The sequence below is a fragment of the Enterobacter sp. UPMP2052 genome, from assembly GCF_053709675.1.
On the sequence record NZ_JBSKJR010000002.1, the window covers coordinates 271499 to 295698 of the forward strand.

Annotated in this window: 31 protein-coding genes and 3 tRNA genes; 33 read left to right on the forward strand and 1 reads right to left on the reverse strand. The window is 51.5% G+C overall.

Annotated features, from left to right (window positions below; translation table 11 throughout):
• The first annotated feature begins 242 nt into the window (after positions 1-242).
• The 5 genes from ACWKX3_RS11590 (at position 243) to ACWKX3_RS11610 (ending at position 3740) form a co-directional block, all read left to right on the forward strand.
• A complete protein-coding gene (locus ACWKX3_RS11590) occupies positions 243-1430 on the forward strand; it encodes a tyrosine-type recombinase/integrase (protein ID WP_454541807.1) in 1188 nt (395 codons plus the stop codon).
• Between the two features lie 341 nt (positions 1431-1771).
• Positions 1772-2125 carry a hypothetical protein gene (locus ACWKX3_RS11595; protein WP_454541808.1) on the forward strand — a complete coding sequence of 118 codons (354 nt, stop codon included), beginning with the start codon at positions 1772-1774 and terminating at the stop codon, positions 2123-2125.
• 21 nt (positions 2126-2146) lie between these two features.
• Complete coding sequence (locus tag ACWKX3_RS11600; RefSeq protein WP_454541809.1) at positions 2147-2602, forward strand: hypothetical protein; 456 nt, start codon at positions 2147-2149, stop codon at positions 2600-2602.
• A gap of 217 nt (positions 2603-2819) precedes the next feature.
• Positions 2820-3017: a helix-turn-helix transcriptional regulator gene (locus ACWKX3_RS11605; protein WP_454541810.1), complete on the forward strand. Its 198-nt coding sequence runs from the start codon at positions 2820-2822 to the stop codon at positions 3015-3017.
• Between the two features lie 105 nt (positions 3018-3122).
• The gene (locus ACWKX3_RS11610; RefSeq protein ID WP_454541811.1) at positions 3123-3740 is read left to right on the forward strand and encodes a BRO-N domain-containing protein; all 618 of its coding nucleotides are present in this window, start codon (positions 3123-3125) and stop codon (positions 3738-3740) included.
• Positions 3741-3819: 79 nt separating this feature from the next.
• Here the strand turns inward: ACWKX3_RS11610 and ACWKX3_RS11615 are convergent, their stop codons facing one another.
• Positions 3820-4005, reverse strand: coding sequence for a YlcI/YnfO family protein (locus ACWKX3_RS11615; RefSeq protein WP_454541812.1), 186 nt, complete (start codon positions 4003-4005; stop codon positions 3820-3822).
• Positions 4006-4192: 187 nt separating this feature from the next.
• Here ACWKX3_RS11615 and ACWKX3_RS11620 point away from each other — a divergent pair, with 187 nt between their 5' ends.
• From ACWKX3_RS11620 to ACWKX3_RS11755, 28 genes are all read left to right on the forward strand, one after another.
• Positions 4193-4480 carry a host cell division inhibitor Icd-like protein gene (locus ACWKX3_RS11620; RefSeq protein ID WP_454541813.1) on the forward strand — a complete coding sequence of 96 codons (288 nt, stop codon included), beginning with the start codon at positions 4193-4195 and terminating at the stop codon, positions 4478-4480.
• Positions 4473-4634 carry a hypothetical protein gene (locus tag ACWKX3_RS11625; RefSeq protein ID WP_288887123.1) on the forward strand — a complete coding sequence of 54 codons (162 nt, stop codon included), beginning with the start codon at positions 4473-4475 and terminating at the stop codon, positions 4632-4634. Before ACWKX3_RS11620 ends, ACWKX3_RS11625 begins: the two co-directional genes overlap by 8 nt.
• Positions 4627-5016: a CHC2 zinc finger domain-containing protein gene (locus ACWKX3_RS11630; protein ID WP_454541814.1), complete on the forward strand. Its 390-nt coding sequence runs from the start codon at positions 4627-4629 to the stop codon at positions 5014-5016. The genes ACWKX3_RS11625 and ACWKX3_RS11630 overlap by 8 nt, the downstream gene beginning before the upstream one ends.
• A 1-nt stretch (position 5017) precedes the next feature.
• Positions 5018-5188 carry a hypothetical protein gene (locus ACWKX3_RS11635; RefSeq protein WP_454541815.1) on the forward strand — a complete coding sequence of 57 codons (171 nt, stop codon included), beginning with the start codon at positions 5018-5020 and terminating at the stop codon, positions 5186-5188.
• Positions 5181-5408, forward strand: a complete 228-nt coding sequence (locus ACWKX3_RS11640; RefSeq protein WP_454541816.1) for a hypothetical protein — start codon at positions 5181-5183, stop codon at positions 5406-5408. Before ACWKX3_RS11635 ends, ACWKX3_RS11640 begins: the two co-directional genes overlap by 8 nt.
• A complete protein-coding gene (locus ACWKX3_RS11645; RefSeq protein WP_454541817.1) occupies positions 5401-5754 on the forward strand; it encodes a hypothetical protein in 354 nt (117 codons plus the stop codon). Before ACWKX3_RS11640 ends, ACWKX3_RS11645 begins: the two co-directional genes overlap by 8 nt.
• The gene (locus ACWKX3_RS11650; protein ID WP_454541818.1) at positions 5747-6487 is read left to right on the forward strand and encodes a hypothetical protein; all 741 of its coding nucleotides are present in this window, start codon (positions 5747-5749) and stop codon (positions 6485-6487) included. Before ACWKX3_RS11645 ends, ACWKX3_RS11650 begins: the two co-directional genes overlap by 8 nt.
• Positions 6484-6789 (forward strand): hypothetical protein, encoded by a 306-nt coding sequence (locus ACWKX3_RS11655; RefSeq protein WP_454541819.1) that lies wholly within the window; start codon positions 6484-6486, stop codon positions 6787-6789. Before ACWKX3_RS11650 ends, ACWKX3_RS11655 begins: the two co-directional genes overlap by 4 nt.
• A gap of 89 nt (positions 6790-6878) precedes the next feature.
• Positions 6879-7262: a hypothetical protein gene (locus tag ACWKX3_RS11660; protein WP_454541820.1), complete on the forward strand. Its 384-nt coding sequence runs from the start codon at positions 6879-6881 to the stop codon at positions 7260-7262.
• A complete protein-coding gene (locus tag ACWKX3_RS11665; protein WP_454541821.1) occupies positions 7255-7902 on the forward strand; it encodes a hypothetical protein in 648 nt (215 codons plus the stop codon). The genes ACWKX3_RS11660 and ACWKX3_RS11665 overlap by 8 nt, the downstream gene beginning before the upstream one ends.
• Positions 7903-7912: 10 nt before the next feature.
• Positions 7913-10042, forward strand: coding sequence for a DUF927 domain-containing protein (locus tag ACWKX3_RS11670; RefSeq protein WP_454541866.1), 2130 nt, complete (start codon positions 7913-7915; stop codon positions 10040-10042).
• Positions 10039-10431, forward strand: a complete 393-nt coding sequence (locus ACWKX3_RS11675) for a single-stranded DNA-binding protein (RefSeq protein ID WP_454541822.1) — start codon at positions 10039-10041, stop codon at positions 10429-10431. The genes ACWKX3_RS11670 and ACWKX3_RS11675 overlap by 4 nt, the downstream gene beginning before the upstream one ends.
• A gap of 43 nt (positions 10432-10474) precedes the next feature.
• On the forward strand, positions 10475-11398 hold the full coding sequence (locus ACWKX3_RS11680) for a hypothetical protein (protein ID WP_454541823.1): 924 nt from the start codon (positions 10475-10477) through the stop codon (positions 11396-11398).
• A gap of 84 nt (positions 11399-11482) precedes the next feature.
• A complete protein-coding gene (locus ACWKX3_RS11685) occupies positions 11483-12265 on the forward strand; it encodes an antitermination protein Q (RefSeq protein WP_454541824.1) in 783 nt (260 codons plus the stop codon).
• Positions 12266-12496: 231 nt separating this feature from the next.
• Positions 12497-12973, forward strand: a complete 477-nt coding sequence (locus tag ACWKX3_RS11690; protein WP_454541825.1) for a hypothetical protein — start codon at positions 12497-12499, stop codon at positions 12971-12973.
• A gap of 291 nt (positions 12974-13264) precedes the next feature.
• Positions 13265-13341, forward strand: a tRNA-Ile gene (locus tag ACWKX3_RS11695).
• A gap of 78 nt (positions 13342-13419) precedes the next feature.
• Positions 13420-13495, forward strand: a tRNA-Thr gene (locus ACWKX3_RS11700).
• A gap of 3 nt (positions 13496-13498) precedes the next feature.
• Positions 13499-13573, forward strand: a tRNA-Gly gene (locus tag ACWKX3_RS11705).
• Positions 13574-15113: 1540 nt separating this feature from the next.
• On the forward strand, positions 15114-15503 hold the full coding sequence (locus tag ACWKX3_RS11710; RefSeq protein WP_454541826.1) for a phage holin family protein: 390 nt from the start codon (positions 15114-15116) through the stop codon (positions 15501-15503).
• On the forward strand, positions 15493-15771 hold the full coding sequence (locus tag ACWKX3_RS11715; protein ID WP_454541827.1) for a phage holin family protein: 279 nt from the start codon (positions 15493-15495) through the stop codon (positions 15769-15771). The genes ACWKX3_RS11710 and ACWKX3_RS11715 overlap by 11 nt, the downstream gene beginning before the upstream one ends.
• Entirely contained in the window at positions 15771-16403 is a 633-nt protein-coding gene (locus ACWKX3_RS11720) for a glycoside hydrolase family 19 protein (protein WP_454541828.1), read from the forward strand. Before ACWKX3_RS11715 ends, ACWKX3_RS11720 begins: the two co-directional genes overlap by 1 nt.
• A 242-nt stretch (positions 16404-16645) precedes the next feature.
• The gene (locus tag ACWKX3_RS11725; protein ID WP_454541829.1) at positions 16646-16924 is read left to right on the forward strand and encodes a hypothetical protein; all 279 of its coding nucleotides are present in this window, start codon (positions 16646-16648) and stop codon (positions 16922-16924) included.
• A gap of 259 nt (positions 16925-17183) precedes the next feature.
• Positions 17184-17462 (forward strand): hypothetical protein, encoded by a 279-nt coding sequence (locus ACWKX3_RS11730; RefSeq protein WP_454541830.1) that lies wholly within the window; start codon positions 17184-17186, stop codon positions 17460-17462.
• Between the two features lie 286 nt (positions 17463-17748).
• Positions 17749-18243 (forward strand): DUF1441 family protein, encoded by a 495-nt coding sequence (locus ACWKX3_RS11735; RefSeq protein WP_454541831.1) that lies wholly within the window; start codon positions 17749-17751, stop codon positions 18241-18243.
• On the forward strand, positions 18243-20366 hold the full coding sequence (locus ACWKX3_RS11740; protein WP_454541832.1) for a phage terminase large subunit family protein: 2124 nt from the start codon (positions 18243-18245) through the stop codon (positions 20364-20366). Before ACWKX3_RS11735 ends, ACWKX3_RS11740 begins: the two co-directional genes overlap by 1 nt.
• Positions 20363-20578 carry a hypothetical protein gene (locus ACWKX3_RS11745; RefSeq protein ID WP_058610440.1) on the forward strand — a complete coding sequence of 72 codons (216 nt, stop codon included), beginning with the start codon at positions 20363-20365 and terminating at the stop codon, positions 20576-20578. Before ACWKX3_RS11740 ends, ACWKX3_RS11745 begins: the two co-directional genes overlap by 4 nt.
• An 8-nt stretch (positions 20579-20586) precedes the next feature.
• Complete coding sequence (locus ACWKX3_RS11750) at positions 20587-22107, forward strand: phage portal protein (RefSeq protein ID WP_454541833.1); 1521 nt, start codon at positions 20587-20589, stop codon at positions 22105-22107.
• Entirely contained in the window at positions 22055-24175 is a 2121-nt protein-coding gene (locus ACWKX3_RS11755) for a ClpP-like prohead protease/major capsid protein fusion protein (RefSeq protein WP_454541834.1), read from the forward strand. Before ACWKX3_RS11750 ends, ACWKX3_RS11755 begins: the two co-directional genes overlap by 53 nt.
• Positions 24176-24200 lie beyond the last annotated feature (25 nt).

Genomic DNA, 24200 nt, shown 5'->3' on the forward strand with positions numbered 1-24200 from the left:
AAGTTGTTGTTAGCTCAGGTAGTTCCAGGAACTTCTAAGCCGTAGGTCGTAGGTTCGAATCCTACAGGGCGTACCATCTTCACTTCTACTAACCTCTCTTAAAGTCTACAAAACCCAGATATATCAAGGTTCGAGGCGTAATATCATTATTTCAACGTCTACTATCATCTATTGAAATCTACGCTCATCTGGGGGTACATTCGGGGGTATATGCAGGATCAATGAAGTGAGATACCCCCAATATGAAGTTAACAGCCCGCCAGATCAGTTCTTCGAAACCAACCGATAAACCCTATAAGCTGTCAGATGGTGGTGGCTTGTATCTGCTTGTTAACCCGAGCGGTTCCAGATACTGGCGCATGAAGTACCGCTATGCCGGTAAAGAAAAGCTGCTATCCATAGGCGTTTATCCTGATGTGACGCTTGCTGAGGCCAGAGACAAACGAACGGAAGCCAAGCGTATACTTGCTGCGGGTAACGACCCCTCTGCTGTTAAACAGTCTGCAAGAGAGGCAAAGAATCTAGCAATTAACAATAGCTTTGAGCTTATGGCGCTTGAATGGCATGAACATAAGAGGCCGAACTGGTCTTCCGGGTATGCTGAGGACATACTTGAATATTTAAGAAAGGATATATTCCCGTATGTCGGCAAGCGGGCCATTACTGATATCAAGCCAATGGACATGCTATCAGTCTTACGCAAAATGGAAGAGCGTGGTGTACTAGATAAGCTCAAGAAAACCCGTCAGGCATGTCGGCAGATTTTCACTTATGCGATCATTACTGGCAGGGCAGAGGTGAACCCCGTAACCGATCTGGCCGGCGCATTAAAATCACCCAAGCAAAATCACTTCCCGCACCTATCCCCTTCCGAACTTGGTCCATTTATTCTCGCAGTGAACGCCTATAGTGGTAGTAAAGTGACTCGTATTGCGACATTGCTGCTTATGTACACCAGTGTCAGGACCATTGAACTACGCGCCTCAGAATGGGCTGAGTTCGATTTAAAGGAGGATTTGTGGCAGATCCCCAAAGAACGCATGAAGATGCGCCGACCACACCTTGTACCGCTTTCTATGCAGGTTAAATCGCTTCTTTTGGAACTGAAATCGATCACTGGTTGGGGGAAATATGTTTTCCCTGGGCGTAACGATGCACACAAGCCAATGAGTGAGGCCAGCATAAACCAGGTGATCAAGCGCATAGGTTATGCTGGGAAGGCAACAGGGCATGGGTTCAGGCACACAATGAGCACTGTGCTACACGAGAAAGGGTTCAGTTCTGCATGGATTGAGGCTCAACTGGCGCATGCTGACCGAAATACCATTCGCGGGACTTACAACCATGCTCAGTACCTTGATGGGCGGCGCGAAATGCTCCAGTGGTATGCGGACTACCTGGATGAGTTGGCTGGAAAAGTTGTGGGCTAACCAATTTTCTTCATGTGCGATGAAAGATAGTTGTTCCAGTCGTTCCAGTTGTTCCATATGTATATCTATAAAGATAACTTATTGTTTTTATTTATATGTATGCTTTCAGGCTGGAACAACTCCGGAACAACTTTTTGCTATTTTGGAACAACTGCTTAAGATTTATTTTTTGTTTTAGCTGTTACTTTACTGGGTATGCATACAGCCCACTCTAGACATGTATACTTCACTAGACGATAATTCCCCCAACGAAAAGGGCTATGTCTAGGCTTATCTGCGAAAACCCGTTCACCTCTGCGGGCGGGCATAGCCACCGAAATCAGGGGACGCGAGGTGACGTTATGTTAGACATCGCTGAAGTGCTCAAAGCGCGCGAGAGTGAATTTGTTAGTCTGAGAGAGTTAGTAACGCGTATTCGTTTACATCAACCACATGTCAGTGAGACCCAAATTGCAGATTTTCTTTATATTCAAGAGTCCAACGGTGATCTCCCCGAATGGGTTAAACAAGGCATAGCTGGCACAATTGAGCCTACAGATACTGACAACAATTATGATGGCGATCCCTCTTTAATATCCCTTCTCAAAGCCATACGTGAAGAAGGATATATGCCTGAAGTGAAACCTACGCTCCAGGCGGCTCCGCCTGCTGTGAGCCAACCTTCTATGGATTTTGACGATGACATTCCATTTTAATGAAGAATTAAGGAGAGAATGATGGCTGGTTGGGGAAGCACGGATCATTGGTCAGCGCCACACTTTGATGTTTATGGTTTTAGGCGCTCAGATTTAGAGGCATTAGCAGAAAAGCTAAGCATGGATTTGTCTATTCCATTAGATAAAATAAAGCCAAGCATTCCAGAAACTATGGATAGCAAACCTTTGAGCGATGCTGATGTTGAAATGTTGCGTATGGAAATTGATTCGCTTAAAAGGCAGGTTCGTAAACTTGAAAGCGAACGCCCAATTCTCATAAAAAAATACAGGGAGGACGATCCGCTTTATCTGGCCATACAAATAAGAAATAAAGAGTGGTCAAAATATGACCATGAAAACGATAGGGCTACACGTGCAAATCAAGCTTCCATCAAGCAAGAACTGGAGGGGATGGGATTCACCAGTCGTCAGGCCGAATCTATTGAACTAGTCGCTTGCCCTATAAAAAGAGGGTGAGAGCCCTACCCTCAGGGTTATTTGAGCTTATTTGCTCCCACCCTGAGGGTACTTTTGTTGGGGCCCTCAGGGTAACTGAGCTTTAAACTGAAAAAGTACTCCAAACCCTCAGGGTAATTTATTCATTAATACCCATCATGCTTGAGGGTATGAAAAAAAACATGTTTTTCATGTCATCATCTATCTCGTAAATCGCAATAGACGTTACGAGGTAAATATGTCGCAATCATTTATTCGTCTTTCCGAAGTCCAGCGCCGTACTGGTTACAGCAAAGCCTGGATTTATCGCCTTATGAGTCAGGGGAAATTCCCTTCGTCTGTCAAAATTGGTTCCCGTGCGATCGCCTTTGTCGAAAGTGAAGTTGATGGCTGGATTAGCAAGCGCATCGAAGAGTCTCGCAAGGAGGTAGCCTGATAAAGAACCCCCTATGTTCATTTGTTGCGGGTCGTTGCATTCACATCTGATTAAGATTTGGTTGTCGCGACAGTCATCAAGCTAATTAACCTCAGGTAAATAGCCATGAATAAATTAAATGCCCTCTCCGGGCAGGGGCTCGATCACTCTGAAATCGGTCAGAGCGTTAATTGCCGCGAACTGAAGTTTCATGACCAGGTGGTTATTCCGTATGACAATGGCGACGGGAATATTTGGTTCACGGCAAAACAGGCTGCGGGGCTTTTGGGGTATGCACAAGTTAAGGCCATCACCAACTTGTACAACAGGAACAATGACGAGTTTACCGAAGGAATGTCAAAGGTCATCAATGTGATGACCAATGGAATAAACAATAACTTACGTAGAAAAAAGGTGCGAGTTTTCTCTCCACGCGGACTCCATTTGCTGGGGTTCCTTGCTGATACTCAGGTTGCCAAAGAGGTCAGAAAGTGGGCTCTTGATCTCATTGAGAAAGAGAATTCGGATCCTCAGCTTGGCGTTCATCACACGATTGAACAGATGCGGAAGATTGTTGCAGCAGCCTGGAAGGCTTCAGACGAGGATTCTTCCGATGCCGGCCGCCGTCTTCGTAAGCGCCAGGATGATTTGCCTGAACTGGTTAAGGCGCAAAAGCTGGTAGATGAAATTGGTCAGATTCCATTTGAGTTGATTGGTGGCGGGAAAGTCGAGGTATCAGTATGAGCGGCTTTACTGGCAGCACACCCCATGCGCACAAAGAAAAAGGCAACGCTGCGAACGTTGCCTTTGAGAACCACACCGATCACTGGTCAGGATCGTCTTTTGACTTCTTGCGCTGCCGACGCTTGATTTCGCCTTTAGCTGCCGTAACTAAAAAACCAGCTGTACTTTCGCCTTCCTCCTTGAGGGATTCGATATCCTCCATCACTTCATGGGGGATTCGTACTGTGGTCATTTGTGACTTGGCGTTCTTTGCACCTGTTGCCATTACTGACACTCCTTTGACTTGGTGTATGTCAGTATACGCAAAAAAAAGATTAAAAAAAGGCTTGCGGTGTATTTCACCATGGAGTAGCCTTTATTTCGAAGGTGAAATACACCTCGAATTATTCGAAGCCCAACACGGACGGCAATCCGGTTGGGCCTCTAACCACAACGTTAGTTGGAGTAACATTATGGCATGTTCACATGATACCCAAACTCGCCCGGAATTTACATACCTGTTCCTGGGCACTCCGTCAGATAAACCTGACACTACCCCGGTTGTTTTGCGCGCTGAGGCTAATACTGAGCAGCAAGCACGCTCACATTTTCTGAACTGGAATCTCGTATTCGCCGCGCAGATCCGCACCAAAGCCCCATGCCGCCTTCAGTTGATGGACGATGGCGATTACTTCTCCTGGCTTTATGAGCAACGATTCGATACCTGCACCTCCGGTGTTCAGGAGGTGGTGCATGGCTGAACTCACCAAAACTGACGCCCTGATCGAAATTGAGGCACTGGCGCGCGCAGCTCAGTTCCTTACCGATACGCCAGCCCGCATTGAACTGGCGGGGATCCTGATGTCGCAGATTGAAGAGGTCGCTAAAAAAGCGCAGGAGGCCGGGAATGAGTGACATTCTGAAAATCATCGGATCGTGTGTTCATCTTGATCGCCAGGGAAAGAACTACGTCGGGTTCTGTCCATTACATAGCGAGAAAACACCGTCCTTCACTGTTGATCCCGAAGCTCAAACCTTCCGCTGTTTTGGCTGTGGCGTGCACGGCGATGCTGCTGATTTTGCGAAGCTGATGCTGGAGAAAGGCCTCAACACTTTAATTAACGTAAACCTGCATGTGGCACCGGGCTTTACCGGAACCGTGATCGTACATCTGAAGAATGGGCGCCATGTTTGCGATTACCCGCTGGTCAATGGGGAATATGTAGCAACGCTGCCAGCGTTTCTCGAAGTGGCGCGTAGGGCCGGATGGTCTGTCAAACCTGAACAGGGGGTATGAAATGCGCAACGTTAAGGTACTCGATGCTTTCAATGCTCTGAATAAAATTCAGGCGCTCGCTGCAGCAGCTGGATTTCTTACTTCCAGCGAGGAAGAAGAGGAAATGTGCTTCAGGCTGGTTGATCTGATTGAAGAGATCGCCCGGAAAGCTGCGGAGGCTGAGAATGAATAAGTCATATGTTTACCGCACAGAAGGTGATGTGTTGCTCAACCTTCAGCGGTCGCTGGATCTGATGAACTGCGCAACCCACATTCTCGGTTCTGGTGATAAGAATTTACAGATGTACGTGATGTCGCTTGTCGATATTGCCGCCGAACTTACGCAGCAGTCCACAAATGCCCTGGATCTAGGTGAGCTAACAGAAAATGAACACGAGGTGTGCAATGACTGAACAATATGAAAAGCACACTGGACGTCTGTGTCTGAAGCTGGCAAAGGCATACATCAGCCATGTGATGAAAGACAGCGGCAGGCCTGTCGCTTTTGTTGATGCTGATAATGGCCAGCGCGTAACGATCATGCTCGAAGAAACCTCCACGGCGGAATGCATTCGTAAGGGACTGGTCATTCCGGCAGAGAAAGAATATCCGGGTCAAACCGGAAAGGCTTTTGCGTTGCACATGCTGAATGTCTGCTTTAGCGGCGACAATATCAGCAGCGAAGGACTGGATGTGATGAACAGTATCTTTAGCGATGGTGTGGCGAACTTTTTGGCTCAGGAGAAGAACAATGGCTGATACAACTGAACTGATGATGGGTTTTCACGTCGTGGGAAATTCCGGCGAGATTGACTCCGATACGCTGCTGGAAATGGTGAACGAGACCCGCAAAGAGTGCGGAGAAAAACCAATTCGCAACAATGTTTTCATCGATCGTATTAAGGATGAACTGGTCGGGGAATTTTACAAAACTTTTGTAAAATCCCATGGCACAAGGGCTGGACGGCCATCTGAAGGTATCATCATGCTGATGAAGCAGGCGCTCCGCGTTGCTGCCCGCGAGTCAAAGTCAGTACGCCGCAGCCTGGTCGATAAGCTGGAGGCTCGCTTTCAGCCAGCACCTGTTCAACGTGAACTGTCCACGATGGAAATCCTCCAGATTGCGATGGCCTCAGAGCAGGGCCGCCTGGCAGAGAAAGCCCGTGCTGACGAAGCTGAGCGTACCAAAGCCGAAATTGGCAGCCGTCGGGAAGCAACTGCAATGGCAACCGCATCCGCTGCCGTGCGTAAATCGAAACAACTGGCCGAGCGGCTGGGTGAATCAGAGAAGCATGCCACGGTGAAAGCGGTGAAGCAGGTCACCGATATTGAATATGACTGGCGTCCGCTCAAAAAATGGTGTCAGGCAAACGGGCTTGAACCTCGTAAGGTGGCGGATGCTCAGTTTGGCTTCGTCAGATCCTGGCCGCGAGAAGCCTGGCTTGCTGTGTACGACGTGGATCTTACTGATTACTGGGGAGCACAGGTATGAGCAGGATTGAACAATTACTTTCACGCTGCGATTTGAGCAAAGAAGATGATGACACTCTTACAGAGATCCGCATGCATTCCGAGGCGGCGTACGATGGCATCATGTCCGGTCTGGGGTCTGTAGGTAATATTGTGTTCTGGGCCTGCGATAACAAAAACTACACCGATGATATGGCTCGGGAGGATTTGCATAATCTGGGTGAAATGTTGATGTCTTTGCCCGGCATTGCCTCAGCGTTGAAATTTAACGCTGATGAAGCGGATTTTAATATCGGTGAACGCAGGCGGAAGTCTTCAAAATAAACGCGTAATACCAGAATAAATTCCTTACAGAAATTAACGGTCATCAGGCCGGGGAAACGCTCGGCCTGATGACGGGAGAAGCAGTAATTATGAGCCAGTCAAATAAAACTCTTGAATTAAACCGAAAGCATATTGCTGATGCTTTTATCCATTATTGCCGCCTGCGTAACAGCGGTTCCGCAGTTCTTAATCTCATGGTGAAAAAACAAGTAGTGGCGCTGGATAACCTTACTGAGGAGGCTGTTGCCAGATGCCTTATCAACAGCATGGAGCTTCAGTGCTTCCGCAAGTTCGGCCGGGATAAAGGCGTGACGATGCTGGCGGAGACCTATGCCGTGATGCTGAGCAAGGATAACAGTCGCCTCACCTCCGATGGTGTGGAGTTTATGAATGAAGTGATGAAAGAAGCGGTGACCTACGCACTGGAAAACCCGAAAGATAATAACTTTGGTCTGGAGATTTATCATGCGTAAAACACATAGCAATTATTTCTTCAGCGACAACAGCCAGACAGGTAAATATATCCTGATGAGTCGTCTGGAAGCAGAAAAAAACTTCGTTCTCTATTTCAACCGCAACCAAAACGGATCCGATGCGGTCGTTCCGGAAACTGATATTCAGAAGCTCGACAGCGGAGAGTATGACAACGATTTAGTGGAGGGATTGCGTCTGGTTGCTGCCATCTGGCACGGCATGCACGCCGGATGTCTGGTCGTGACGGATCAACAAAATCTTGTGCTCTGGCGCTGGGTTGTGGCAGCTGCTTATGTTTGCGAAATGTTTGATACCAACGGTGCCGTTGAAGTGAAAAATGAGCAGGGAGAGCCGGAGAAAGTCGCCATTTATAGCGGTGAACAGGGGGGCATTGTCATTTACCCGTGGTCGGAGCGTTTCGCCCTGGCGAACCATGTTGAGGGGCTGGCATATGAAATGTTCCCTGCGGATAAAGCGACTGAAATGGCTGTAGCAATTTACCGGAGCATGATCGACATCAGTTCTGTAACAGGCATCGATATGTCCGAAGAGGGGCTTAAAGGGATGGCGCTTCTTCACGATAGCTTTATTGAAACGCTCAAAACGGAAGGTATTCCGGCAGCACCAGTGGCTCACTGAGGGGAAGATGATGAAGAACGCACCGAACCTGAACAAACTGCCGCCAGATCCGTTTACCGAGGCAATTATCTTTGCCGGGGAAAAGGCATGGACCTTCGCTGAGGACTGGCAGCGCCACAATACAATCGGCGACACGATCCCGCCGGTTTATCTCGGTAAAAAGCAGCTCGATGAACTGCAAAATCTGAACATCGTTGACGCCGATCGGCGCTATGTACGGGTCTACCGGGCCGGGGCAATATCCGAAAAGCACCTCAGTCTTATCGCCACGAAGCTTGCCCTTGCCGGCGTGCAGGAGGCCCGTTTTTATTCCGAAAGTCAGGAGTTGCTGGAGGACTGGACGGCGCGACTGCCTTCACTAAAGGCAGATGCTGAGCAGGGGAATAGCGTGGTGGTCTCTCTGCCCGACAAAGGAAAAAAACACCAGGCTGTGACCGATGATGATCTTAAACCCCGGATTGAAAGCCGCGACGACGGGGTGTACTGGGTAACACCAAAAGTGGACAAGGAAAGCGGTGGAGTGACCCTCAACGAGAGCTGGCTGTGTTCACCGCTGGACGTTATGAGCATCGGCTCTGACGGCAAGGACCGCTATCTTATCCTGCGCTGGCAGCCTGAAGGTGAAGACGTGCCGATAATCCGTGCCATTCCTCAGGCGGATATCGGTGAACGGGAAGGCTGGCGTACCCTGAAGGGCGGCGGTGTCAACGTCACCACAAAAAGTAACCTGAGGGCTACCCTGGCCGACTGGATGCAGAGAAGCGGCAGCGGGCAACTCTGGCGCGTCGCTCATGCTACTGGCTGGCAGTGCGGTGCCTACATTATGCCGGACGGTGAGATTATCGGAAAGCCTGAACACCCGGTGCTCTTTAATGGACGTAGTTCTGCCGCTGCGGGCTACACCATAAAGGGGGATGCTGAAAGCTGGCGTAATAGCGTGGCGCGCCTCGCCAGAGGTAACTACTCCATGATGACAGCCATGGCGGCAGCGCTGGCTGCACCGCTTATTGGCCTTACTGGTGCCGACGGTTTCGGTATTCACTTTTACGAGCAATCAAGTGCCGGGAAAACCACTACAGCAAACGTGGCCTCCAGCCTGTATGGCAATCCCGATATGTTGCGCCTGACCTGGTACGGGACAGCGCTGGGGCTGGCGAACGAGGCGGCGGCACATAATGATGCGTTGATGCCGCTGGATGAAATTGGGCAGGGTGCTGACCCCGTGGAGGTGTGGAAATCTGCCTACGCGCTGTTCAACGGTACCGGGAAGCTGCAGGGGGCCAAAGAAGGCGGTAACCGGGAACTGAAGCGCTGGCGGACCGTTGCGATCAGCACCGGGGAAGTGGATATGGAGACATTTGTCGCGGGTGCCGGGCGTAAGGCCAAAGCCGGGCAACTGGTACGTCTGCTTAATATTCCAATGAGCAGGGCGGTACGGTTCCATGATTACGAAAACGGCAAGCAGCATGCCGATGCCCTGAAAGATGCGTATCAGAATAATCATGGTGTTGCCGGGCGGGAGTGGATCCGCTGGCTTGCTGAGCATCGCGATGAAGCCGTCGCTGCGGTACGTTCGGCAGAGGAGCGATGGCGGAATCTTATCCCGGCTGATTATGGTGAGCAGGTTCACCGTGTTGGCTCGCGTTTTGCCATTCTGGAAGCTGCCCTGTTGCTGGGCAGGGTAATTACCGGCTGGGATGAGCAGACCTGTCGTGATGCCCTGCAGCACAGCTATAACGCCTGGATTGGCGTGTTCGGTACCGGCAACAAAGAAATTGAGCAGATCATCGAGCAGGCGGTGCAGTTCCTGAGCACGTTCGGTATGCGACGGTTCGCCCCTTTACCCTATGACGAGCAAAGTCTGCCAATAAGTGAGCTGGCGGGGTACCGGAATAAGGGTAATCACGTGGACGATCCGCTGCTGTTCTATGTGTTGCCCGGCGTATTCAAGTCTGAGGTGGCGAAGGGGTTCGACAGCGGACAGTTTGCCCGCACGTTATGTGAGGCCGGAATACTGAAGAAGTCGCCGAGCGATAAAGGATACCAGACGCTGACGCCGCGGCTCAGGCACCTGGGCAACATCCGTATGCGTTCTTATTTACTTGTCCAGCTTGACGAAGGTGAGGAGACGACGAAATGACAGCACATATTGCAGCGCATGGCCGACTGGTGGTCGACGTGCAGAGCAAGGCCATCAGCAACGGCAACAACATGGCATATGCCCGGCTGGCTGTGGCTCTTCCCTGTCGGGATGCCGAGAGTGGCGAACTGACATTCTGGCTGGCGGTGACGGCGTTCGGAAAACAAGCGGACTATCTGTTGAAACACCAGAAAGGCGATCTGATCAGCGTGTCGGGCACTATGCAGGCCAGTCAGTGGAAGGGGAATAATGGCGTCCTGCAGACGGGTTATCAGATGGTGGCTGATTCTGTCATTAGCGCAAAGACCGTGCGCCCGGGCGGCCGGAAGAAAAATGCTGGTGGGCAACCTGCGCCGGGTAACGATTTTGCGGATGATGTACCTTTTTGATAACAGGCGGGGCGGGGCAACCCGCCCGCATACCGGGTGTGTAATGAACAACGATATTAAAGAGCAAATCCTCAGCCTTAAACGTAGCGGCAGAGGGTATAAAACCATCTCACGTGAAACTGGCGTCAATCTAAATACGGTGAAAAGCCTCTGTCGTCGCTCTGGATTATTTCGCGACAATCCTGAGCACCGGGCGCTTTTCACTATCCCGGAGCCGAAATACAGCACGGAACTGGCGACTATCAAACCTTTGCCCCTGCAACGGGTTATCACCGGACATAAACAGACGGATGCTTATCTCTGGGTACTGGAGGTTATCAAGACTGGTGAACCAGCCCATATTGCAGCAGCAGAAGCAGCGCTGAAGAAGCTGAGCATCTCCCCGAAAGAAGCACAGGAACGATATACACGATACTTGCAGCAGAACGGCGCGGGCTGGACAGCTGCGCTTTCGACAATGTGGCTTGATATCCCACATCACTTCATCAATAACGCGAAATTACAACGGGAGAAGGCCGCTAAGGTTCGTGCTGCCTTCGGCAGTCATGAGGCTGTTTTTGAACCTGTTCCGGCTGAATGCCTGATTGAGTCCAGGTATGGGTCTTATCGGGAGATTTACTGTGATTATCTGCAGGAAGGTGACGGGGAGTTTGTTTATACGGATGTGCTACCCGCGCCTTATACCCTCAGTGACGTGGTTCGGGAATATCAGTACTGGGACTGGTTGTCTCAGATGCGTGGCGCGGCCCACAGAGAGTTGTACCCTGAGGACCATCTATGGGAAAACTCTCACCTCTGGAACAGGGAAAACTGGCTGGAGAAGCAGTTGGAAACTATCAGGCCGGTTAGCCGAGGGGAGGCGCTTGATGTACTTAAATGGTATCTGGAGAGTGAAAATTTTGCGGATATGGGCAGGCGTCAGGACGGCGTATATCTGAACCTGATTGGCTCTCATCAGGGGGATTAGTGGTATTGCATTTATTGCATCAAGGTGGATGTGTGTTGCAATAATTGAGATAATAAATGCATCCCACTTCCGGAGGCAATTATTGTGAAGCTTGAATCTGCTCTTAAACACTTCAGCCCTCAGGGAATGCACATCAGCGACGACGTGAAAGGAACCTCTCCGGACCGCCTTACAGGAACAGATGTAATGGCGGCGATAGGCACCACCAGCAGCCGTGCGCGCTTTGGCCTGGCGGCATTCTTCGGAAAGGCGGGCATCAGTAAAACCGACGAACAGATGGCGGTACAGGCTCTTGTGCGGTATGCGATTGAAAAAGCACCAAAAAATATCCGCAAGGTGGCGGGCACAGAACTGGGGAGTTGTATGCTGGTGCTGGCACAATTTGCCTTTGCCGATTACTCCCGTTCGGCGGCTACCAGCGTGACGTGTCACAGCTGCAATGGGACCGGGTTTATCTCCGCGAATGAGGATGTGATTAAACACCCTGGTATTTTCGACGCCGACGGTGCCGAAGTGGTGGCCCCAAAGATTAAAAATGAGCTAGTGAATAGGGTTTGCGGAACATGCGAAGGAAAGAAAGTGATCCTTGCACGGTGCAGGTGTGGCGGTAAAGGCGAAGTTTTGGATCGCAAAGCCACAAAAGACCGCGGCGCGCCGGTTTTTAAGACGTGTGAACGTTGCTCTGGAAATGGCTTCTCTGCTATCTCCTCGGCGACAGTACACCGCGCCATTCTGAAGCGTCTCCCGGACCTCCATCAGTCCTCATGGTCACGTAACTGGAAACCCTTCTATGAAATGCTGGTGGACACTCTGCGCCAGGGGGAGCGCCATGCTGCTTTAGAATTCGAGAAGGCAACAACTTATTGATGTGATCGGAACAAATGGCGACACTTTTTTGCGTGTTAGGGTTGACTTTGCATAAAACTGTCCTGTATGCTTTCCATCGTGGGATATTACGCCTACACGACATCAAACCCGCCTCAACGCGGGTTTTTTATTTATAAACTTGGAAGAACCTCAAGTTTTTATGTTTGCTATCATTCCCTCTACGGTTAGCTGATGAGATGATATTCCTTTTCTTTAATAAAGGAATTAATCATGCTTATTAAGTTTTCAGATTTTATTCAAGCAAGAGAGCAAGTTGAAAAAAGAGTCCAAGAACTAACTCAGATGCTTCGCAATGAAGCGGAAGAGTTTCTGACACAATATAAACAATCCTTACATACACCTTATGATTCTTGGTCTGATGGGCAAAGAGATTCCCCTTACGCCAGACTCATGAACATGAGTGACGAAGGAGTGTATGCTCAACAATCTATCAAAACTCTTGCACTTGATAATCAAAATAACGTGTCTTTTTTAATGGCAACATTAATAAACGAGAACATTCAAGGCGGTCAGTGGATTTACGTTCCAATTAGGATGTCTATAAGTAATCGTAGCGTTATTGTCACTGTTGGTAACTCTGAACAGGAGGAGGTTCCTCTTGGTGGGGAAGGTAACGGCTACTACGAAGCTTGCGGCCTCGTTAAAGAAGCAGTTATGAGACAAATAAATTCTAGGTTTCCTAATTAACGGAACTTAGCAGAAAGCTAACAACATTAGATGTTTTGGATTAAGGGCTGCTTTCGGGTGGCCTTTTTTGTTCTCTCGTTCTGAGAGTATTCACAGCAATAAGAGGGGCTAAATATCCGATCCCGTTCCTGGCACGGCGGTAGCGTCTGGTGGTCTGATGGGAGCCAGAATGTTTGGCCCGCAATCGAGTATTTGCGAAGGTGCTTTGCACCAGCACCCATATCGTATAGTCGGTTGTCACAAGACCTTATTCTTGCAAGGGTAGTTTCGCTTATGTATCATCTCGCTCCCGGCCCTTTAGCTCAGTTGGTTAGAGCGTGCGACTCATAATCGCCCGGTCGCTGGTTCAAGTCCAGCAAGGGCCACCAAACCGCCACTAGCTCATCGGGAAGAGCGGCAACCTAAGGGTTGTAGTACGGGGTTCGAGGCTCCGGTGGCGGACCACTGCCGACTTAGCTCAGTAGGTAGAGCAACTGACTTGTAATCAGTAGGTCACCAGTTCGATTCCGGTAGTCGGCACCATATGCGGGCATCGTATAATGGCTATTACCTCAGCCTTCCAAGCTGATGATGCGGGTTCGATTCCCGCTGCCCGCTCCAGTTAAAGCTTTTCAGTCTACGATGATGGGTTCCCCAGGAGTGACTGAAAAGCGACCCAGTTTTGAATGAGCGCTGCTTTTTGCAAAATTGCTGTGTTAAAAGACTTACCTTTGGGTTCAGCGCTCATCCAAAAGCATCTCGTCGAAGTCCAACCAACCGGGGTGGTTTGTTGGATGAGGTGCCTCTCTAGCATCTGGCCTCGCTTCGGCGAGGTTTTTCTTTCTCGCGACTGCATTTCGAATGATAGATGTTAGTCAAAATAATTCGCATTGCAGGATGTGGGATAGATAGTGACATAAGCATTTTGCCGAATAATTAGTTGTCACTTTTGTAACTACAAATCTCTATACGACAAGTAATTGGACAGCTTGAAAAGGTTTTGTTGTTTTTAGGGCACCTCAGATTGGATATCAGTATTGACCACAGAGAGGGCTTGAAGGGAATTATATGATATATTTTATATTTATTATGTTCTGAACCCCTGCTAATACCTTCACTTATAGTTGTTATCTCATCTCCAGGTAGAAATTGTATTTTCCCGCTATGCCAGAGTATCAAATTCATCTTGTTAGTTGAGGTAATCCACGAGAATACAGTACCTGTCGATGGGTCAATCAAACTGTCCATTACTATCCACATACCAGAATCCTTAGTCATCTTGAACGTTTCCTTGATTTAACTTAAGTATAGATCTTAACTTATTGAAAAAGATCGAAAATCTGTGTGTGGTTGGTTTGTGATGAGAAATACTGAACTATGATGATGTCACTTTTAAAATTCACTGACGTCCAATCATCGCTGATGGTTTGCTGGTGGTTGGGAGAATTACCTTGCTCAAACCACGGATTAAACCCACTAAATAGCGCTGTGCAAAAGGACATTTCTGAGTGCCTATGACAGAGTGTAGTTTCAGTCGAAGTGCTATAATTAAAGTGGCATTCGATAATGCTCTCGATACTTCAAAACACTGGGCGGGGATACGCCTAACACGCATAGACAACTGCATGACCCCTGACCAGCAACTTCTTGCTGGTCTTTTTTTCGTGTTGAGATAATTATTGACGGCGTGAATGATTGAGAAATAAATTATGTAGATGGTGAGTCCTTTCTAAGCGAAAGGGCGTCCAGTCACTGCATCTGCAGGTATGCACGCGCCTTTACTGACTGGGGTAAGGGCACCGGGAGGAAACCCGGCACCACGTTACTTTTGCACAATCTTATCCCAATGGAAGGGGGTGAAGTGATCAAGTTTAATTTATCTATATTGGCGTTTTTCCTCCTGTCTGGTTGTAGTTCTGAGGTTGTTATCAGTCCTCCCCAAAAGCCAGATTACAGGCCAATGCCTGAAATAACCCAGTCGGTGACACCGTCTCAACAGCGTGCCATTATGGCTGGTGAGCGACCTGACTGGTCTGAAAGAGCCCCGGTCAACACAATGAAGCGATATTAAAAACATTATCAAATAAGGCTGCCATCCGGTGGCCTTTTTTATTTCCCCTCAATTTTTCTGAGAGGATCCATAGTAAGAAGAGGGGGCTCAATGTCCGATCCATTAACAGGAGCCGGCGCTGTTCTCAGCGGCGGCCTGCTGGGTTCAGTCCTGTACGGTTTCTTTACTCATACAGATTTCGGTGTGGTATTCGGAGCGTTTGGTGGCGCGGTGTTCTACGTCGCGACGGCTGCAAACCTGACACGTGCCCGACTGGCTGCATATTTCCTGACGTCATTTATTGTAGGAGTGCTAGGGGCCGGGTTTGTTGGTTCATGGCTAAATGCTGTATCGCGATATGAAAAACCGCTTGATGCACTTGGTGCAGTGATTCTGTCTGCGCTGTGTATAAAAATCCTAACTTTTCTTAATAACCAGGACCTGAACAGCCTGTTCGGCTTTTTCTCGCGGTTACGCGGAGGAGGGGGAAATGGCAGGTGAGCTGACAGCATTCTTTAATGCATTTATATGCGCGGTGATCGTCGTCGTTCTGATGTTCTATCAGCGACAAGGTGCCCGGCATCGTCCTTTTATCTCTATCCTGGCGTATGTAACCGTACTGGTTTACGCCGCTATTCCGTTGCAGTTTATCTTCGGCTTTTATCGTGATTCCAACTACCTGGTGGTGGTGGCAAACCTCCTAATCTGCGTCGCCGTTATGAAGGTTCGGGGAAATCTGGCACGTCTGGTAGATCATCTGAGGCACTAATGAACCAAACACAATTTCAGAAGGCGGCTGGCATTACTGCCGGACTGACCGCGCGCTGGTTTCCGCATATCGATGCTGCAATGAAGGAATTCGGCATCATGGCGCCGCTGGATCAGGCCATGTTTATCGCACAGATGGGGCAGGAGTCCGGAGGGTTCACCTGGCTGGTGGAAAACCTGAACTATTCGGCGGAAAACCTCGTCCCCACATTTGGCAGGCACCGCATTACTACTCAGCAGGCCGCCGCGCTCGGCAGAACGGCAACGCAACCGGCCAACCAGAAAGCGATTGCCAATCTGGTATACGGTGGTGAGTGGGGAAAAGAACACCTGGGCAATCAGGTTGCCGGTGATGGCTGGAAATATCGCGGTCGCGGCCTGAAACAAATCACCGGGCTCAGCAATTACCGCAACTGTGGCCACGCGCTGAAGCTTGACCTTGTAACCCAGCCTGAACTGCTGGAACAGGATGAATATGCTGCTCGCTCAGCTGCATGGTTCTACGTCTCTCACGGATGCCTGCTCTACTCCGGCGACGTGGAGCGCGTCACACTGCTTATCAACGGCGGTAAAAACGGCCTTGATGACCGTCGGCGTCGCTTTAATCAGGCACAAGCCGTGCTGTTAGTTTAGGCCAACCCATAAAGCAAAAACCCCGATTGCGCCAACAGTCGGGGTTTTCTGTTTCTACACCTGAGTGAGACAGGGAGAAGCTGTGATTGATTTTAGCAAACTGATACGGGAGTTGCGAGAGATGGCTGAAAAATTGCCCAACTGGAAATTCCTTCTTATCTGGTCGGTGCTGTTCATTCTGTCTGTCGGTTATTTCATCGGGCAGGTGCGCTGGTGGTGACCATTAATATGACGAGGTAGCTATGAGCATCATCGAAATGATTTTAGGCGGTATTGCTGCGCTGGTGGCCGTCGCGTTTAGCGGGTTTGTTGCTGGGAATATTCGCGGCAGCGGAAAGGCAGAGGCAAAAGCAAATCAGCAGCGCACCGAAGAGAACGCCGCGGCGACCGTTGCGGTGGCAGAACGTAAAGCTGAAGTCACTAAAGAGGCCAATAATGCACTGCAGACTGTTAATCACATGCCTGATGACGATGTTGATCGCGAGCTGCGCGAAAACTTCACCCGCCCCGATGGTGGTTGATACGGGCTGCCTGTGGACCCGGATTATCTATCTGACAAACCACGATATTGACGTTCTGGATAAGCAGAGCAAACGTGACATCCTGGCACATAACAAAGCGTGGCAGGCGAACTGCTTGAAAAAATAGAGCCTCTTATCATACATTCACTGTCAGTTTAGCTGAGATGGCTTGCTGATTAACTAAATGTAACATTATCCTTAAGAAAAAATGCGGCAAAATTATTAAAATAGTTTCATCTAGGATGGATAGGTGAACTTCATGAAACATATAATTTGTGCGCTATTTGTTTTCGTATCATCGTCTGCTTTCGCTGATGTTGAACAGCATCTTGCCGAGTTAGAGCAAAAAAGTAATGCGGTCCGAACAAAAATTATCAACGAAGTAAGTAGTGAGCAAATCAGGCAACAAAATAAACTTGCCATTCAAATGAAAATAGATAAATTGCGGGCACAAATCGGCGGCGAAGCAGATTTGCAAAAGAAAGTAGAAATGGAAGAGCAGCTCAAAAATTTACAGTCTCAAAAAAATAGTCTCTGAATTCTAGTCAAATCAGATTTCATAATCAAAATAAAATAGCATATCTATAGCCTCGCTCACGCGGGGCTTTTTTACAGACAATTCTCAACTTGTAAATGAAAATTAACATCATTTGTAAAAGGTACTCCTGACGATTCAGAACACCGAGGGGGCGAGGACACGCGGAAAAAGCCAAATTTTTGCATTTTTATCGGTCATCACCACCACTCCAATTCATTGAAACATCGGAATAAAAAATTTCCCGGTGTCGATTTTGTTTGTTTTTTGTTCACCACTGGAGCTATTCATGGATCATGAATTAAAGCGACTACAGCTTAACGTCAGCCAGTTGGCGGCCTTGTCCGGTGTGCATCGCCAGACTGTGTCAGCCAGGCTGAAAAATGTCCGCCCTGCAGGTGGCAACGATAGCAACCTGAAGCTGTATGGCCTGACGGATGTCCTTGCTGAGTTGATGAAAATGCCTGCCCCGGTTGCTGAAGGGGAAATGGAACCTCAGGACCGTAAAGCCTGGTATCAGTCAGAGAGAGAAAGGCTGAAGTTTGAACAGGAAGTTGGAGAGCTTATTCCTGCTTCAGATGTTGCTCGTGAGTTTGCTGAAATGGCGAAGGCCATGATTCAGGTACTTGAGACGTTGCCGGATATTCTTGAACGCGATTGTGCGCTTAATCCTGCAGCGGTTTCCCGCGTCCAGTCGATTATTGACGATCTCCGCGATGAAATTGCCCGGCGGGTCATGAGTGACGAAGAAAAAGTAGAGGAGGACATCCCGGAGGAGGAATAATGTCGGCACTGGCGACCGCCCTCACATTGAAACGTGACACCGGACACCTGATTAAAGCGCCACGCAGAATGCCTGTATCAGTGGCGGTAGCAAAATATATGCGTGTCCCCACCTCCGGAGGTAATTCCGTTCCCTGGGACCCGATGGTGGCGCCTTATGTTCTGGAGCCAATGGACTGCCTGGCATCCCGTGAATACGATGCCGTGATATTCGTCGGACCTGCCCGAACGGGTAAGACAAATGGTCTGATTGACGGATGGGTGGTTTACAACATTGTCTGCGATCCGTCGGATATGCTGCTGGTGCAAATGACGCAGGATAAGGCGCAGGAGCACTCAAAAAAGCGTCTTGCCCGAACATTTCGCTGCAGTCCGGAGGTCAGAAAAAACCTCAGCCCCCGGCGTAATGACAACAACGTTCATGATAAATATTTCCTTTCCGGTAGCTTCCTGAAAATTGGCTGGCCGTCCATTAACGTCATGTCATCGTCAGATTTTAAGTGTGTAGCGCTGACAGATTATGACCGCTTCCCTGAGGATATTGACGGAGAAGGTGATGGCTTCTCACTGGCTTCGAAGCGTACAACTACCTTTATGTCTGCCGGGATGACGCTGGTGGAGAGCTCGCCGGGCCGTGACATACGCGACAGTAAGTGGCGACGTAAGACGCTACATGAGGCACCACCGACCACTGGTATTCTTTCCCTGTACAACCGGGGCGATCGCCGTCGGTGGTACTGGCCGTGCCCGCACTGTGGTGAATATTTTCAGCCAGCAATGGAGGCGATGACCGGCTACCGCGATGAGCCTGATCCGGTGAAAGCCAGCGAGTCGGCCCATCTGCTTTGCCCGCATTGCAACGGCATTATCACGGCAGACAAAAAGCGCGAGTTGAACGGGGTGGGAGTCTGGTTGCGTGAAGGTCAGAGCATTGACCGTGACGGCAATATTTCCGGCGAACCTCGCCGTTCGCGCATAGCATCGTTCTGGATGGAAGGACCCGCAGCCGCATACCAGACCTGGGCGCAGCTGGTGTATAAGTTGCTGACAGCTGAGCAGGAATACGAGGCGACAGGCAGCGAAGAAACCCTGAAGGCGGTAATTAACACCGACTGGGGGCTGCCGTACCTGCCGCGCTCGGCCAGCGAACAGCGACGCGCCGATGCGTTAATGTTGCGAGCGGAGGATTACGGCAAACGCCTGGTCCCGCCAAAAGTGCGTTTTCTGCTGGCGGCCGTGGACGTCCAGGGCGGCAAAAAGCGCCGTTTCGTCGTGCAGATTATTGGCTATGGCGAAAACGGCGAGCGCTGGCTGGTGGACCGCTACAACATCCGCCAGTCCCTGCGCTGCAATGAGCATGGCGAGGCGGAGCCTGTTCACCCCGGCGCGTATCCGGAGGACTGGCAGTTGCTCGTCTCCGATGTGCTGGAGAAGACCTATGCGCTGCAGGCTGATCCGACGCGCTGTATGCCGGTACTGGCGATGGCCGTCGACAGCGGCGGTGAAGAGGGCGTGACCGACAACGCCTATAAATTCTGGCACCAGTGCCGCCGTAATGGCCTGGGTAAACGTGTTTACCTGGTCAAGGGAGACAGTACAAAACGCCAGAAAGTCATCACCAAAACCCACCCGAATAATACCGAACGCAGCGACCGTCGCGCCGACGCGCGCGGCGAGGTGCCGGTGTACCTGCTGCAGACCGACCTGCTCAAGGATCAGCTCAGCAACAATCTGGACCGCGAGACACCCGGCGCGGGCTATATCCATTTTCCCGACTGGCTGGGGGAGTGGTTTTACGAAGAACTCACCTACGAAGAGCGTGGTGTGGACGGAAAATGGCGCAAGCCCGGCAAGGGTGCCAACGAAGCCTTTGACCTGTTCTGCTATGCCCATGCCGTGGCGGTCCTGCGCGGCTACGAAAAAATTCGAGACTGGGAAACCCCCCCAGCATGGGCGGAGCCGCAGGATCACAATCCAAATATTTTTGAAGGGGAACGCCCCCGGGAGATATCCGTGAAAAAATCAAAACCTGTTCAGTCGCCTGTCCAGGCGGAACCTGAAAAGGACACAGCACTCTCCGGCAACTGGCTCGGGTCTTCCGGTAGGGGAGGCTGGTTGCTGTGACGAAAGACGACATCTGGAAAACGCTGCTGATGGTGCGCCAGGCCTACCAGGATTCGCTGGACGGCAAGAGTATCTCCTTTACCGGCGTAAACGGTCGCGCCATTACCAACCACGATCCGAAAGCGCTGCGCGACGAGCTTGAATACTGGGAGCGGCGCTGGCGGACGGTTAACAGCCGCGGCGGATCGTACAAACTCGCTAACTTTCTGTAAGGCATTCTATGGGCATTCTTGAAAGAACACTGGGAGCTATTTCTCCCGGGTGGGCAGCGGCACGCGCGCGGGACCGTCTCAGGCTCAATGCTTATGAAGCGGCAAACCCCTCACGGCTGCACAAGGCGAAAAAACAGAGCCAGTCAGCGGACACATCGGTATTTGCCGCAGGCCAGTCCCTGCGGGAACAGGCCCGCTGGCTGGATGAAAACCATGACCTGGTGATCGGCCTGTTCGACAAAATGGAAGACAGGGTGATTGGGGCTCACGGCATCCATGTTGAACCCCAGCCTCTCGATCTGGAGGGCAATCTCCATTCCGATTTTGCCGGGCAGCTTTCGGCTCTCTGGGCTGAATGGTCCGTGCGTCCGGAAGTGACCGGCATGTTTACCCGCCCGGAGGCTGAACGTCTGCTGTTGCGTTCTGCGCTGCGTGACGGGGAAGTGTTCACGCAGTTGGTCAGGGGGAATGTGCCGGGCCTGCAGCACGCCACTTCTGTGCCATTCTCGCTGGAAATGCTCGAGGCGGATTTTGTGCCGTTCAACCTCAACAGCACCGCCGGCCAGCAGGTGCGCCAGGGCATCATCGTTAACGAGTGGGGCCGTCCTGTCGGGTACCGGGTTTACAAATACCACCCGGCGAACATGACGAGGTTCAGCGCCGAACTCAAAACGGTCTCTGCCGACAACATGCTTCACCTGGCGCAACGCAAGCGCCTGCACCAGCTGCGCGGTATCAGCTTGATCCACGGTGTAATTACACGGCTGTCTGATATCAAGGATTACGAAGAGAGCGAGCGCGTGGCCGCCCGTATTGCCGCCGCGCTGGGGTTCTATATCAAGCGTGGCGATGCGCAGTCTCTTGGCGATGACGGTGAGTTTTCAACGCCCGGCGGCCAGCGTCACTACGATATTGCGCCGGGGATGATTTATGACGAACTCAGGCCCGGCGAGGACCTGGGCATGGTGGAGTCAAACCGTCCGAATGTACACCTCTATGAATTCCGGAACGGGCAGATGCGGGCCGTGGCCGCCGGTACGCGCGGCAGCTATTCCAGTATTGCCCGGGACTATAACGGCACCTACAGCTCCCAGCGCCAGGAGCTGGTGGAAAGCTTCGAAGGTTACAACGTTCTGCAGCAGTGGTTTGTCGGCCAGCACAGCCGTCCTGTATACCGCGCCTGGGTGGCGATGGCACTGCTGAGCGGCGTTGAAGTCCCGCCGGATGTGGATCCGAATTCCCTCTATAACGCGCTTTATCTCGGGCCTGTGATGCCGTGGATTGATCCGGGTAAAGAGGCCAGCGCGTGGAAAGCCATTGTGCGTGGCGGCGCGGGTACTGAAGCGGAATGGGCGCGGGCCAGGGGGAAAAATCCTCAGGAGGTTAAGCGCCAGCGACTGCGTGAAACTGAATTTAACCGTAAACACGGGCTGGTGTTTGATTCCGACGCCGCCAATGACAAAGGAGCGATGCCAGATGCAACGGCAAAACCAGACGATAACCGGCGTGAGCCGGACGATGATGATTAACCCCCGCGCCAGTCTGGCGGGTGTCGATGCGGCAAACGGCCAGTGCTGGTATGAAATCCGCGCGCTGGCCGCAGGTCGCGTCGAAATCTTCCTTTATGACGTGATCGGCGGCTGGGGCATCACCGCCCAGCAGTTCGTCTCTGACTGTAAGGAGGCGGGGGTATTTGAGGCCAGCGCGGTGGATTTGCATATCCACAGCCCGGGCGGCGATGTCATGCAGGGTTTTGCCATCTACAACACCCTGTCGCGGCTGAAAGCGAAGGTGGATATCTGGGTAGACGGCGTGGCGGCCAGCATGGCCTCGATGATTGTCTGCCTGCCCGGCGCCACGGTGCACATGCCGGAGAACGCCTGGATTATGGTCCACAAACCGTGGGGCGGCATTGCCGGTGACTCTGACGACATGCGCGACTATGCCGCCTGGCTTGACCGGAATGAAGCCCTGATGCTCAGCGCCTACATGAACAAAACCGGACTGGGGCAGGAGGAGTTGGAGGCGATGCTGAAAGCGGAGACCTGGCTTAACGGTGCCGAAGCGGTGGAAAAAGGTTTCGCCGACACGCTTGAACCTGAACTGCAGGCCGCGGCCTGTGTGAATGAAAATAAACTGAAGGATTACCAGAACATGCCAGAACAGATTAAATCCCTTTTTGCGCCGCGTGCCGAAACTCCGGTGAATCAGCCACAGCAGCCTGCCCCCGTACAACAGCCCACGCCGGTACAGGCAAACCTGAACCCGCCAGCGCCACAACAGCCCGCGCCGCAGATGGCAAACATCGATATCACCGCGCTGGCCCAGCAGTTGCAGCAGCAGATGCAGACGGCGAACGCGGAGCGCGTGAATTCCGTCTCAGCCGTGTTTGAGGCTTTTCCAGCCTTCGCGACGCTGAAGGCGGAATGCCTGGCCGATTTCTCATGCAACGCCGAAAAGGCCCGCGACAAACTGCTGCAGGCGCTGGCAGCGGGTACCACCCCGAGCGCTGGTCCGGGGGCCATTCACCTTTATGCCGGCAACGGTAATCTGGTGGGTGACTCCATCCGCGCGGCTATCATGACCCGGGCAGGGTATGCGCAGGCCGAGAAGGATAACGCCTACAACGGTTACACCCTGCGTGAGCTGGCGCGCGCTTCCCTGGTGGATCGCGGTATCGGTATTTCCGGTCACTCAGCACCGCTGGCGATGGTCGGCCTGGCGTTCACCCACAGCAGCAGCGATTTCGGCAATATCCTGATGGATGTGGCGCATAAAGCCGCGCTGATGGGCTGGGATGAGGCCAGCGAAACCTTTGACCAGTGGACCCGCAAGGGCACGCTGACCGATTTCAAAACCGCGCACCGCGTCGGCCTGGAAGCCTTCCCGACCCTGCGTAAGGTGCGTGCCGGGGCGGAATATAAATATGTCACCCTGAAAGATCGCGGCGAACCGATTGCCCTGGCGACCTACGGCGAACTGTTCAGCCTTGACCGTCAGACCATCATCAACGATGACATGGATATGCTGACGCGTATCCCGATGGCGATGGGCGGCGCGGCGCGTGCCACCATCGGCGACCTTGTGTGGGCAGTGCTGACCAGCAACCCGAAAATGTCGGACGGCAAGCCGCTGTTCCACGCCGATCACGGAAACCTTGTTGCCGCCGATCTGAGCATTGATGGTCTGGACACTGCCCGTAAGGCCATGAAGTTACAGAAGTCCGGAGAGCGACACCTGAATATCCGTCCTGAGTTTGTGCTGACACCAGTGGCGATTGAGTCACGTGCGAACCAGTTGATCAAATCGGCCAGCGTGCCGGGTGCTGACGTCAATAGTGGTATTGATAACCCGATCCGGAATTTCGCCACGGTACTTTCTGAGGCGCGACTGGATGACAGCAGCCAGACGGATTACTACCTGGCAGCGGCGAAGGGGCGCGACACCATTGAGGTGGCCTATCTCGACGGCATCGACACCCCGTATCTGGAGCAGCAGCAGGGCTTCACCGTTGACGGTGCCGCCTTCAAGGTGCGCATCGATGCCGGGGTGGCCGCGCTTGACCACCGTGGCATGGTGAAAGTGACCAAAAAATAACGACCGTCATCTGACGGTTTTTTTA